The following is a 12,258-nucleotide window of genomic DNA, read 5'->3' on the forward strand; positions in this document are numbered from 1 at the left end:
GCGGGGGCTGGCGTCGGTGTGGGGGTGGGTGGGTGTGTGTGGTTTGTCATCCCGCCTGTCCGGGGGGGGGCGGGCGGGGGCGGGGGCGGCGCGAGGACGCGCGCCCACGGCGGCCGGGCCGTCGGTTTCAGGAGCCGGTCAGTACGCCCCGCCGAGCGATTCCTTGGCGTTGGTCTCGTCGTAGGCGCGGTCGCTGATGATGACGTTCTCGGGGATCTCCTCGCCGCCGTAGAACTTCTGGGCGGTCGCGAAGGCGAGGGGGCCGAAGCGGGGGTTGGACTCGATGACGGCGTTGTACTCGCCGTTCACCACGGCCTGCACGGCGTTGCGGGTTCCGTCGACCGAGACGATCTTGACGTCCTTGCCGGGCTTCTTGCCGGCGGCCTTGAGCGCGGTGACCGCGCCGAGGCCCATCTCGTCGTTCTCCGCGTAGACGGCGGTGATGTCGGGCTTGGACTGGATCAGCTGCTCCATGACCTGCTGGCCCTTGTCACGGGCGAACTCGCCGGTCTGCTGGGCGACGATCTCGATACCGGGCGCCTTCGCCTTGATCTGGTCGACGAATCCCTTGGTCCGGTCGGTGGTGACGTTGTTGCCGGAGGCGCCGAGGAGGATGGCCACCTTGCCCTTGCCGTCGGTTGCCTTGATCATCGCGTCGGCCGCGCGCTTGCCCTGCTCGACGAAGTCGGAACCGAGGAAGGCGACGTAGTCCTTGCAGGCCGTGGAGTTGACCTTGCGGTCGATCGTGAGGACGGGCACCTTCTTCGCCGCCGCGGCCTTGAGCGCCGGCTCCAGGCCGTCGGAGTTGAGCGGGGCGATGATCAGGAACTGGGCGCCCTGGGACAGCATGTCCTGGATGTCGCTGATCTGCTTGGACAGCTGCGACTGGGCGTTCGTCGTCAGCAGCTTCTTGACGCCGATCTTGGCGGCCTCGTCCTTGATGGACTGCGTCTCGGCGATACGGAACGGGTTCGCCTCCTTCTCCGACTGGGAGAAGCCGACCACCGCGTTCTTGAGGTCGATCTCGGGTGCGCCGTAGGTCTTCAGGGAGCAGCCCGCTCCGGAGGACGCCTCGGGCGTCTTGGCCGCCTGCGCGCCCTGGCTGCTGTCACCACCCGCGTTGTCCGCGGTCTCCGACTTGGAGCAGCCGGAAACGGCCAGCGTGGCGGTGGCGGCGAGCAGGCAGGCCGCTGCGAGGGTACGGGATCGACGCTGGGTCATCATGCGCGGGACGCTCCTTGGCGAGGTGACGGCACACCGTGCGGCGTGCGGTCGGGCATGGCGGGAGGGTGCGTCAGCCGCTCGGCGGCGGACGACGACGTGCCCCTCACGAAACCGGCTTCCAGCAGCGGAAATCGGTGTTCGCGAGGGCTTTTGCGGCCTCTCGGCGGCTCGGTTTACAACGTTATATAGGCGAGTCGGCGCCAGCGGCAAGAGAGTTGTGGCTGCGTTTCCAAAATGTGTCGCGACCCGGCACGCCGCTCAGGGAGGCCGGCCGGCACCAGGTGCTGCGCCACCTCTGGACACCGGCATGACCGCGTGCTGTCATACCGCCGACATCAATTTTCCAACGTTGCATATGAGTTGTCGCGCCGACCGGACCGGACGCGGCGGCCTCCTTCGCCATGCGCCGGCCCGGTCCGGGCCGGTCACCCCCACACACGCCCGGCAGAGCAGAAGCGGAGCCCCACACATGCCACTGAACCGCAGGCAACTGATGGCCGGCGGCATCGCCACCGTCGCCGCGACCACGGCGGCCGGCCGATGGGCCACCACCGCGACCGCAGCCGAGGGGGTGATGGCCCCCGCGCACGGCGGTCACTACGCCCCCAACGCCGCCCCGCTCCGTCCGACGGCGTTCCTGAAGCTGCCGCCCGGCCGGGTCGTGGCCCGTGGCTGGCTCGCCGGCCAGCTCCGGATGCAGCTGGACGGACTGTGCGGCCGGTACGAGGAGTTCTCCCACTTCCTCGACTTCGGCGAGTCCGGCTGGGTACGCCCCGACAAGGGCGGCTGGGAGGAAGTCCCCTACTGGCTGCGCGGATACACGGACCTCGCGATCGTCACCGGCGACGCGGCGGCCCTGGCCGGCGCCCGGCGCTGGATCGACGCCGTACTCACCACCCAGCAGTCCGACGGCTTCTTCGGCCCGAAGGCCCTGCGCACCTCGCTGAACGGCGGTCCGGACTTCTGGCCCTTCCTGCCCCTGGTCCAGGCCCTGCGCTCCTGGCAGGAGTACGACGGGGACACCCGGATCATCCCGTTCCTGAGCAGGTTCTTCCGCTACATGAACGCCCAGGGTCCCGGCGCGTTCGACACCAGCTGGATCGCCCTCCGCTGGGGCGACGGACTCGACAGCGTCTACTGGCTGTTCAACCGCACCGGGGACACCTTCCTGCTGGACCTCGCCGACAAGATCCACCGGTACGGCGCCGACTGGGGCGACAACCTCGTCAACCCGCACAACGTCAACATCGCCCAGGGCTTCCGCGAACCCGCCCAGTACGCGCTGCGCAGCGGTTCGGCCCAGGACACCCGCGACACCTACGGCACGTACGCCAAGGCCATGGACGCGTACGGGCAGTTCCCGGGCGGCGGATTCGCCGGGGACGAGAACGCCAGGCCCGGCCACGGCGACCCCCGGCAGGGCTTCGAGACCTGCGGGATCGTCGAGTTCATGGCGAGCCACCAGCTGCTCACCCGTGTCACCGGGGATCCCCTCTGGGCGGACCGCTGCGAGGAGCTGGCCTTCAACTCGCTGCCCGCATCCCTCGACCCGTCCGGCAAGGCGATCCACTACGTCACCAGCGCCAACAGCGTCGACCTCGACAACGTCCCCAAGAAGGAACGGCAGTTCCAGAACGGCTTCGCCATGCAGGCCTTCCTGCCGGGCGTCGACCAGTACCGCTGCTGCCCCCACAACTACGGCATGGGCTGGCCCTACTTCACCGAGGAGCTCTGGCTCGCCACGCCGGACGGCGGTCTCGCCGCGGCGATGTACGCGGCCTGCGAGGTCACCGCGAAGGTCGCCGGCGGCACCGAGGTCACCTTCACCGAGGAGACGGACTACCCGTTCACGGACACCGTCACCCTGTCCCTCAGGTCCCCGGAGCCGCTGGCCTTCCCGCTGGTCCTGAGGGTTCCCGCGTGGTGCGCCGAGCCGGACGTCCGCGTGAACGGCAAGCGGGTGTCCGCCCCGGCCGGTCCCGCCTTCACCCGGATCGAGCGGACCTGGCACGACGGCGACAAGGTCACCCTGCGGCTCCCCCAGCGGACCACCGTCCGCACCTGGACGGACAACCACGGCTCGGTCAGCGTGGACCACGGGCCGCTGACCTACTCGCTGCGCATCGGTGAGTCGTACGAACGCATCGGCGGCACCGACCGGTTCCCGGAGTACGCGGTCCACGCCACCACCCCGTGGAACTACGGCCTGGTCCTGGACGGCGCCCGGCCCGCGTACTCGCTGCACCGCCGCGCCACGGGCCGGGCCCCGGGCGACAACCCGTTCACCCTGGAGAACACGCCGCTCCTCATGACCGCCCGCGCCCGCCGCATCCCCGAGTGGGGCGCCGACGACGAGCACGTGGTGGCCCCGCTGCAGCAGAGCCCCGCCCGCAGCACCGAACCGGTGGAGGAGGTCACCCTCGTCCCGATGGGCGCGGCCCGTCTGCGGATCACGTCCTTCCCGACGGTGAGCCCCGACGCCGCACCCTGGCTGGCGGACCGCTGGTACCGGATCGCCAACCGGAACTCCGGCAAGGTGCTCGGTGTGGACGGGATGTCGACGGCGAACAGCGCCCACGTCGTGCAGTTCGGTGACACCGGGACGGCCGACCACCTCTGGCGGCTCGTGGCGAACGGCGACGGCTGGTACCGCATCCGCAACCAGCACTCCGGCAAGGTGCTCGGTGTCGACCTGATGTCGACGGCGAACAGCGCCCACGTCGTGCAGTTCGACGACAACGACACCGCCGACCACCTCTGGCAGCTCGTGGCGAACGGCGACGGCTGGTACCGCATCCGCAACCGGAACTCGGACAAGGTCCTCGGGGTGGACGGCATGTCCACCGCCGACAGCGCCCATGTCGTGCAGTTCGACGACAACGGCACGGCCGACCACCTCTGGCGGCTCGTCTGACCCGGTTCCGCACCTCAGGCGTACCACTCCCCGCACCGCCCTGGTGCGGGGAGCCCTTCCTCCCGGAGGAGTTCCAGGAATGCAGCACGCACCCGCACCACGCACCCGTACATGGTGGAGACGGTTAGTCTCGGGCACCGGACTGCTGGCCCTGCTCGCGACCGCGGTCGTGGGAGCCGGCGCCGGTCCCGCCGCGGCGGCACCCACCGCCTGGGCTCCCAAACCCTCCCCCATGACGACGCCCTGGACGAACCAGGTGTCCGTCGACAACCCGCTGCCCGAGTACCCGCGCCCCCAGCTCACCCGGCCCGACTGGGCCAATCTCAACGGCATCTGGGACTTCGCCGTGACCGGCCGCGACGCGGGACAGCCCGCCTCGTTCTCCGAGCAGATCAGGGTCCCGTTCGTCGCCGAGTCCGCGCTCTCGGGCATCAAGCGGAAGATCACCGAGAACGACAAGCTCTGGTACAAGCGCACCTTCACCGTCCCGTCGAACTGGAACGGCCGCCGCGTCGTGCTCAACTTCGGGGCCTCGGACTGGCAGAGCACGGTCTGGGTCAACGGCACCCAGGTCGGCGCCCACAAGGGCGGCTTCGACGCGTTCTCGTACGACATCACGCCCCAGCTGAACGGTGGGACGAACACGGTCGTGGTCTCCGTGTACGACCCGACGCAGACCGGTGGCCAGGCCGTCGGCAAGCAGCGGATCAACGACGTCAACCCGCACTCGGGCGGTGGGATCTTCTACACCGCGGCCTCGGGCATCTGGCAGACGGTATGGCTGGAGCCGGTCGCCGCGGCGCACGTCACGCGGCTCGACATGACGCCGAACCTCGGCAACAGCACCCTGCGCGTGAAGGTGCAGGCCGCGGGAGCGTCGGGACGGACCGCACGGGTCACCGTCTCCAGCGGTGGCACGGTCGTGGGCACGGCGACGGGCGCGCCCGGGGCCGACATCTCCGTGTCCGTGCCGAACCCCCGGCTGTGGAGCCCGGACGACCCGTTCCTCTACGACGTACGGGCCGAGCTGCTCGACGGCTCGTCCGTGGTCGACTCGGTCGGCAGCTACGCCGGCATGCGGTCCATCGCCGTGGCCAAGGTCGACAACATCCTGCGCCCCGTCCTCAACGGGAAGTTCGTCTTCCAGACCGGCACGCTCGACCAGGGCTACTGGCCCGACGGCATCTACACGGCTCCGACCGACGCCGCACTGAGGTCGGACCTCCAGGCCCACAAGGACCTGGGCTTCAACATGGTCCGCAAGCACATCAAGGTGGAGCCGCAGCGCTGGTTCTACTGGGCGGACAAGCTGGGCCTGCTCGTCTGGCAGGACATGCCGGCGATGGACACCGGCAAGACCCCTGACGGTGCGGCCCGGACCCAGTGGGAGGCGGAGTACCACGCGATCATCGACCAGCACCGCAGCTCGCCCTCCCTGGTCATGTGGGTGAACCAGAACGAGGGCTGGGGGCAGTACGACCAGGCCAGGATCGCCACCGAGGTCAAGGCCTACGACCCGTCCCGGCTGGTGAACAACATGAGCGGGGTCAACTGCTGCGGTTCCGTGGACGGCGGCAACGGCGACGTGGTCGACAACCACATCTACGTCGGCCCCGGCAACACCGCGCCGACGGCGACCCGGGCGGCCGTGCTCGGCGAGTTCGGGGGCCTGGGGTGGAAGGTCTCCGGCCACGAGTGGTACCCGGGCGGCGGCTTCAGCTACGAGGACCAGGCGAGCGTCTCCGCCCTGAACAACCGCCTCGTGGGGCTGCTCGACGCCATCCGGATCGGCCAGCTGCCGGCAGGGCTCTCCGCCTCCGTCTACACGGAGATCACCGACGTGGAGAACGAGGCCAACGGGCTGCTCACCTACGACCGCCAGGTGGTCAAGGTGGACACGGCGCGGGTGAAGGCCGCCAACCAGGCCCTCATCCAGGCGTCGAAGACCCCGGCGCCTCCCGTCACCCTGCCCACCGGGCAGTACAAGTCGCTCCGGGTCACCACCCCCGGTCACACGAACAAGTACCTGCGCCACTCGGAGGCGCTCGCCTACACCGCGGTCGTCGACAGCGGCAGCAGCGCGCTGCTGAAGAGTGACGCCACCTGGAAGGTCGTCACGGGCCTGGCGAACAGCAACTGCTACTCGTTCGAGTCCCGCAACTACCCCGGTGAGTACCTCCGCCACCGGGACTTCCGGGTCCGCCGCGACGCGAGTGACGGTTCGGCCCTCTTCAAGGCCGATGCCACCTGGTGCGCACTCGCGGGCACGGGCGGGGTGAGGCTCTCCAGCGTGAACCTGCCCGGCAGCTACATGCGTCACATCGGCTCCGAGGTGTGGCTGGCGACTCCGGGCGGCGGTCACGCCTGGGACAACCCGGCCACCTTCACCGAGGACACCACCTGGTCGGTGGACGCTCCCTGGGCGCCCTGAGGTGACCCCGCCGAGCCCGGCGCACGGCCCGCAGGGGCCGGCGCCGGGCTCGGACGTGTCAGGCCTCCCCCATCACCAGCCCTTCGATGGTGTGCTTCTGGACGATGGGGGTCAGCTCCTCCACGACGGGACAGTGCAGGCGTGCCCTGACCCGGCCGGGAAGCGAGTCCCGGTACGCGCGGGTCACCGCCATGTCGTGCTGGGCGTCGTTCCCCGCGCCCGGGGCGTCGACGCCCAGCACCAGGACCGGCCTCGGGTCGGCGGACCGGTTCGCCGTGCCCCGGTGGACCGTCAGCGCGGAGCGGGCCGAGATGTCCCCGCGCCGCGGGTACTTGCGTTCGGCCAGACCGGTATAGCGCGCACGAGCGTCGCTGGGCGGGAACATCGCGTGGTCGAACCGGGCGTCGTCGTCCCACTGGGTGCCCGGCGCGATCTCGAAGGGGCCCATGTCCTCACGCGTGTCGACGGCGGTCAGGTTGAAGGCGAGCGAGGTGAGGCGGCGGTGGTGCCTGGTCTCGGGGGGCATGGGGAAGTCCCGGTGCCAGGGCTGGTCCACCGCCCCGGCGAGCGGCACGTCGAAGCCCAGCTCCACGACGCGGTAGTCCGCCCCGAGGACGGCTTCCGACACCGCACGCACCCACGGATGGTCCACCAGGTCCACGAAGCCCCGCAGTTGCTCCGGGTGGATCTCCACGTAGTACCGGTGCGGTCCGCGGCCCACAGCACCGCCCTCCCTGCCGCGTGCCTCGGCGAAGGCGGCCTCTATGTCCTCACGCATCGCGTCTGCCCACTCGGACGTGAAGGCACCCCGGCGGGCCGTGATCCCGGCCGTGTACAGATCCCGGACGGCCGTGGCGATGTCGGGTGCGGCCGTGGCGGGTCCGGGTGCGGCGGGGGCTGCTTCAGGCATGACGATGGTCCTCTCGTCGGCGGTCGGCGGGACGGCGGACAGCCGGGATTCCTCCTCCCCGGCCCTGCCGCGGATCATTTTGCAACGTTGCAGGCAACGAGGCAATGGGGTCGGCTCAGGATGACGGCGCGGTGCTGTTACGGTGCTCGGCGCAGGGGCGCGGCGGACCGGATGCCTCGCCCGGGAGACGAGGAGTCACCGACGATGGCAGCGAGACTCAAGGACGTGGCCGCGCTCGCCGGTGTGTCCGTCCGGACCGTCTCCAACGTGGTGAGCAACGCCGCGGCCGTCGCGCCGGACACCCGCGCCCGGGTGCTCGCGGCTGTGGCGGAGCTGGGCTACCGGCCCAACCTCGCCGCCCGCAACCTCCGGCAGGGCCGCACCGGGCTCATCGGCGTGGTCGTGCCCGAGATCCACTCCCCCTACTTCGGCGCGCTGGCCGGCCTCCTCATCGACGCGGCGCGGGAACGCGGCTGGACGGTGCTGCTGGAGAGGACCGGAGGACGCGCGGATCTGGAGCGGCGCCTGCTCGACGGTTCCGAGGGGCATCAGGTGGACGGGATGATCATCAGCCCGTGGTCGACGTCGCCGTCCCGCCTGTCCTCGATCGCGGGGGGACTCCCCCTCGTCGTGCTGGGCGAGCTGGAGCCGGACGGGGACATCGACCACGTGGCCCTGGACAACGTGGCGGCCGCGAGGGACGCCACCCGCCATCTCGTCGCGGGCGGCCGGCGCCGTATCGCGGCGATCGGCCTGCAGCCGGGGCTCGGACACGGCACGGCCGAACTGCGAGCCGAGGGCTTCCGCCAGGCGCTGCGCGAGGCCGGGATGAGCCCGGTGGCCGAGATGGAGGTGTCCGATCTCCACCGGGCCGAGGGGGCGCGGGCGCTGCGGGCGCTCCTGGACGGGCCCCGTCCCGTCGACGGCGTCTTCTGCTTCAGCGACGAACTCGCCCTGGGCGCCCTGCGCGTCGCCCTCGAACGAGGCATCGAGGTGCCCGGGGACCTGGCGCTGGTGGGATTCGACGACATCGAGGACGGCCGCTTCGCCACTCCGTCGCTCACCACGATCGCCCCGGACCGCGAGCAGATCGCCGAGCGGGCGGTGCAGTGCCTGACCGAGCGTGTCCTGGGCAGGTTCGAGGCCATGCCCGGCCGCCGGATCGTGGTTCCGCATCGCGTGCTGGCACGGGAGAGCACGCCCCCCGTGCCCTCCCCCGCGTGACGCCGCCCCGGGGTATCTCCGTGTGTCCTGCGGGCTGTCCCCAGGATTCCGCCACGGCCACGGGACCGGGCTGCCTGGCGGCCCGGACCGGCCCCGGATCGCGAGGCCGGTCGCCGGGGGGCAGCCGTCCGGGAGTTGACATCCTCGCCGCTCTGAAGGGCGGCGATTCCCGCCTACCCTGCCGTTGGAGGCCGGGGTGCCGGGCGGGTTCCTGCTTCGCCCCGCGGCGCCGGGACGAGTCCCGGCCCTGCCTGCGCTCCACAGGCTGACACGGCCGGTCCGGCCGCCCTGGCGACGTTGACCGCCGCGCTGACACTTCAGTAGGTGTTCTTGAAGGCCCAAGGACCTGCTGTTCGGTGATGAGCTCCGCCTGCTTGAATGCGAGCGTGATCGAACTGACGATGGGTGTGGTCGCTGCAGCCCTCATTGGATGGCTGATGCGCCGGAGGCAGCAGCAGAGGTCGACAGCGATAGCCGACGGGAAGCCAGCTGGGGTGCCGTGCATGCTCAAGTGGTCTGCTCAGGGCTCTCGCTGGAGGGCCGGACGCCTGCTGATCAGTGCTGGTCCCCTCGTCTGGAAGCCCTCTTTCGGTACGCAGGAAGCCGTTCTGCCGGCCGATCTGTGTCGGGCAGGGGTGCGCTCGCCCTCACTGCGTGAGGCGGTGGCGGTCAACCCGGGATCCCGGATCGTGGTATGCGACTCGTCCGATGGGGAGGTCCTGATCGCAGTCATGCCGCCGGAGCTGGACCACATGATCAAGGCTCTGGAGAGCGCCTAGCCTGCTGATCATACTGTCGTGTGGGGTCGACCTCCGTTCCGGGCCTGCCGGCCAAGGACTGCATCGACGTGCAGGTGCGGATGAGGTCGATCGACGAGGCCCGGGACGCACCGCTGCTGGCCGGGATCGGCTTCCGCTGCCGCCCGGAGCCGTGGAACCGCGTCGAGGTCGCCGGCGGCAGGCGGTGCCACAAGCTCGTCTTCGCCCCACCGGCCGGCGCCCGTGCCTGCAACGTGCACCTGAGGGTGGACGGCGGACCCAACGCACGCTTCGCCCTGCTGTTCCGGGACTTCCTGCGTGCGGACAGGAACGCCTGCCGGGCGTGGGGCGCGTTCAAGCAGCGGCTGGCGCTGAGCGTGCCGGACCTGTCGGACTACGGGCAGATCAAGGCCCCCGCCACGGAGGTACTGATGGCGGCGGCCGAACGGTGGGCCGAGGAAACCGGCTGGAGCGTTCCCCCGGTGGGATGAAGGGCCGCTCCCGGCGGGCCACTCACGCCTCCGGCCCGATCCTTGATCACCCGCGAGGGGCGGTGGCCGGCGCTCGTCCGGCGGGCCACCGAATGCCGGTGGCCCGCCGTTTCGGTCCGCGGCGGCCGCCCCGGTCCACGTCCGGGTCGTGTGCCGGAGGAGCGGCCCGCGCTCAACGCCGGCCGGGCGCCGGAGGCGCGCCCGGCCCGACAGCCGACGGCCTCCGGGCTTCGCGCCGGCGAGGGGCTGAAACCCGGACGCCTCCGGCCGTGCATGTGCGATGATCCTTCTGATGAACGCTCAATTCCTCGGCATCGACGATCTGGTGGAGACCCCGTCCGTGGCAGTCGTGGTCGACGTCATGCGTGCCTTCACGGTCGCAGCGTGGGCGTTCGGCCGGGGCGCCGAGAGGATCGTGCTCGCCGAGTCCCGGGCCGAGGCACTCACGCTCAAGGCCCGCCACCCGGGGTGGCTGGCCGTCAAGGACGGTCCGGCGGCGCCAGGTTTCGACGCCGTCAACTCTCCCGGGCTGCTCAGATCCCTCGACCTCGGCGGACGGACCGTGGTGCAGAAGACCACGGCGGGGACGGTCGGTGCCCTCGCGGTCAGGGACGCCTCGCTCGTACTGTGCGCCTCCTTCGTGGTCGCGGAGGCCACGGCCCGGCTGCTGCGGGCGCGTACGGCCGACGCGGTCACCTACGTCGTCACCGGCGAGGGAGGGCGGGCCGACGAGGACCTGGCGTGCGCCCAGTACATCGCGGGCAGGGCCGCCGGTGCAGAGTCCGATGCCAACGGTTTCCTCCGTCGGGCCGGTGAGTCGCGAGCCGCGGCCGAACTCACCCAGGGGATACGTCAGGGCGTCCACCCCGATGACGTCGCCCTCTGCCTGGAACTCGACCGGTTCCCCTTCGCCATGGTGGCGACCGTGGAGGACTCGCTCATGGTCCTGCGCCCGTGCCCCCCGCCATCTCCCGGGAACCCCGTTCACGAAGGGCTCGCCACGCCGCCCCTGTGATCGTCGGGCATGCCGCCACGACGGCTGCGGCCACGGGAAGGGCCCGCCGACCGCTCCCCGACGGAAAGCCGGAACAGACCATGAACGCCGCACAGCCACCGGCAGCCCCCGCCCCCCACCTGTACGACCGGTCGGGCAACCGCTACGGCCTGGACGACCCGCGCTGGCACGGCGAGGACCACAGCCCTCTCTCGGTCTGTCCGCAGCCGGGGCTGCGCCCCGACCGGATCGACACGGCCGAACGGTCCCTCTGGCGGTACCACCGCGCACTGCCCGTCCCGGCCGCCCGACGAGTGAGTCTGGGCGAAGGATGCACACCCATGATCCCGCTGAAGTGGGCGGGTAGGCAGGTCCACTTCAAGCTGGAGTGGTTCAACCCGACCTGCAGCTTCAAGGACCGGGGGGTGTCGGTCATGATCTCCCATCTGGCGGCGCACGGCGCCCGCCGAGTGCTCGAGGACAGTTCGGGAAACGGCGGTGCGTCGGTCGCCGCGTACGCCGCGGCGGCAGGCATCCAGGCGAAGATCATCGTTCCTGCCGCCACCTCGGCGGCCAAGATCCTCCAGGCCCGCGCGTACGGGGCGGAGATCGAACTCGTCGGAGGCACCCGCGACGAGGTCTCGGCAGAGGCGATGCGGCAGTCGGCGCGGATTCCCTATGCCAGCCACAACTGGCATCCCATGTTCGTCCAGGGCACGAAGACGATCGCCTACGAGATGTGGGAGTCGCTCGGCTTCAGTGCGCCCGACAACGTCGTCCTGGTGGCCGGGGCGGGCAGCAACATCATCGGGTGCGACATCGCGTTCGGGGAGCTGCTCGACTCAGGGCAGATCGAAAGGCGCCCGAGGCTGTTCGTCGGCCAGCCCGAGCACTGGGCGACGATCGCCGACACCTGGAGCGGCACCGATCCGGCCGGCCGCGGTGAGCGGATGCCGACGATCGCCGAAGGCGCCTCCATCGCACACCCCGTACGGCTGCCCGAGGCGGTGGAGGCGATCAAACGCTCCCGGGGCGCCGCGTACGCCGTCCCCGAGGACGAGATCCGCGCAGCGGTCCGTGCGCTCGCCGCTCGGGGCCTGTACGCGGAGCCGACGAGCAGTGTCGCCGCGGCGGCCCTCGATCACTTCATCGCCACCGGGGACATCGCTCCGGGCCAGACGACCGTGGTCGTGCTCACCGGCGCCGGGCTGAAGTCCGCGGAGAGGATGGCGTCGGTGTTCGACGCGCCCTCCAACTGAGGAGACCGGGCGAAGCGCCACCCGGACACCGGCCGGACGCCGTCCTTGACGCT

The 12,258-nt window shown here is 70.9% G+C and carries 9 protein-coding genes; 7 read left to right on the forward strand and 2 right to left on the reverse strand.

The genetic code is table 11. From position 1 onward, the window contains the following. Window positions 1-138: 138 nt before the first annotated feature. Window positions 139-1,224, reverse strand: coding sequence for an ABC transporter substrate-binding protein (locus tag ACFXOA_RS12155; protein ID WP_385025556.1), 1,086 nt, complete (start codon window positions 1,222-1,224; stop codon window positions 139-141). Between the two features lie 469 nt (window positions 1,225-1,693). Here ACFXOA_RS12155 and ACFXOA_RS12160 point away from each other — a divergent pair, with 469 nt between their 5' ends. Beyond that, the gene (locus ACFXOA_RS12160; RefSeq protein ID WP_385025559.1) at window positions 1,694-4,138 is read left to right on the forward strand and encodes an RICIN domain-containing protein; all 2,445 of its coding nucleotides are present in this window, start codon (window positions 1,694-1,696) and stop codon (window positions 4,136-4,138) included. Between the two features lie 79 nt (window positions 4,139-4,217). Further along, entirely contained in the window at window positions 4,218-6,569 is a 2,352-nt protein-coding gene (locus ACFXOA_RS12165; RefSeq protein WP_385025562.1) for an AbfB domain-containing protein, read from the forward strand. Window positions 6,570-6,627: 58 nt separating this feature from the next. On the opposite strand, the gene ACFXOA_RS12170 is transcribed toward ACFXOA_RS12165, so the two are convergent. Next, window positions 6,628-7,479: a phytanoyl-CoA dioxygenase family protein gene (locus tag ACFXOA_RS12170; RefSeq protein ID WP_385025954.1), complete on the reverse strand. Its 852-nt coding sequence runs from the start codon at window positions 7,477-7,479 to the stop codon at window positions 6,628-6,630. Between the two features lie 204 nt (window positions 7,480-7,683). On the opposite strand from ACFXOA_RS12170, the gene ACFXOA_RS12175 reads away from it, so the two are divergent. The 5 genes from ACFXOA_RS12175 to ACFXOA_RS12195 all read left to right on the forward strand — a co-directional run bounded on the left by ACFXOA_RS12175 (window position 7,684) and on the right by ACFXOA_RS12195 (window position 12,205). Continuing rightward, on the forward strand, window positions 7,684-8,703 hold the full coding sequence (locus tag ACFXOA_RS12175; protein WP_385025565.1) for a LacI family DNA-binding transcriptional regulator: 1,020 nt from the start codon (window positions 7,684-7,686) through the stop codon (window positions 8,701-8,703). A 386-nt stretch (window positions 8,704-9,089) separates the two neighbouring features. Next, window positions 9,090-9,482, forward strand: coding sequence for a hypothetical protein (locus ACFXOA_RS12180; RefSeq protein ID WP_385025568.1), 393 nt, complete (start codon window positions 9,090-9,092; stop codon window positions 9,480-9,482). A 20-nt stretch (window positions 9,483-9,502) separates the two neighbouring features. Next, entirely contained in the window at window positions 9,503-9,952 is a 450-nt protein-coding gene (locus ACFXOA_RS12185) for a GrpB family protein (RefSeq protein ID WP_385025571.1), read from the forward strand. Between the two features lie 292 nt (window positions 9,953-10,244). Then, window positions 10,245-10,967 (forward strand): 2-phosphosulfolactate phosphatase, encoded by a 723-nt coding sequence (locus tag ACFXOA_RS12190; RefSeq protein WP_385025574.1) that lies wholly within the window; start codon window positions 10,245-10,247, stop codon window positions 10,965-10,967. A gap of 80 nt (window positions 10,968-11,047) precedes the next feature. Beyond that, window positions 11,048-12,205: a pyridoxal-phosphate dependent enzyme gene (locus ACFXOA_RS12195; RefSeq protein WP_385025577.1), complete on the forward strand. Its 1,158-nt coding sequence runs from the start codon at window positions 11,048-11,050 to the stop codon at window positions 12,203-12,205. The last annotated feature ends 53 nt before the right edge of the window (window positions 12,206-12,258 follow it).

This window comes from Streptomyces sp. NPDC059166, from assembly GCF_042755185.1.
GTDB lineage: Bacteria > Actinomycetota > Actinomycetes > Streptomycetales > Streptomycetaceae > Streptomyces.

What these genes read in the sequence shown, in the direction of transcription:
- ACFXOA_RS12155 (WP_385025556.1), bottom strand. Translation starts at nt 1,224, where the DNA reads ATGATGACCCAGCGTCGATCCCGTACCCTCGCAGCGGCCTGCCTGCTC.
- ACFXOA_RS12160 (WP_385025559.1), top strand. Translation starts at nt 1,694, where the DNA reads ATGCCACTGAACCGCAGGCAACTGATGGCCGGCGGCATCGCCACCGTC.
- ACFXOA_RS12165 (WP_385025562.1), top strand. Translation starts at nt 4,218, where the DNA reads ATGCAGCACGCACCCGCACCACGCACCCGTACATGGTGGAGACGGTTA.
- ACFXOA_RS12170 (WP_385025954.1), bottom strand. Translation starts at nt 7,479, where the DNA reads ATGCCTGAAGCAGCCCCCGCCGCACCCGGACCCGCCACGGCCGCACCC.
- ACFXOA_RS12175 (WP_385025565.1), top strand. Translation starts at nt 7,684, where the DNA reads ATGGCAGCGAGACTCAAGGACGTGGCCGCGCTCGCCGGTGTGTCCGTC.
- ACFXOA_RS12190 (WP_385025574.1), top strand. Translation starts at nt 10,245, where the DNA reads ATGAACGCTCAATTCCTCGGCATCGACGATCTGGTGGAGACCCCGTCC.
- ACFXOA_RS12195 (WP_385025577.1), top strand. Translation starts at nt 11,048, where the DNA reads ATGAACGCCGCACAGCCACCGGCAGCCCCCGCCCCCCACCTGTACGAC.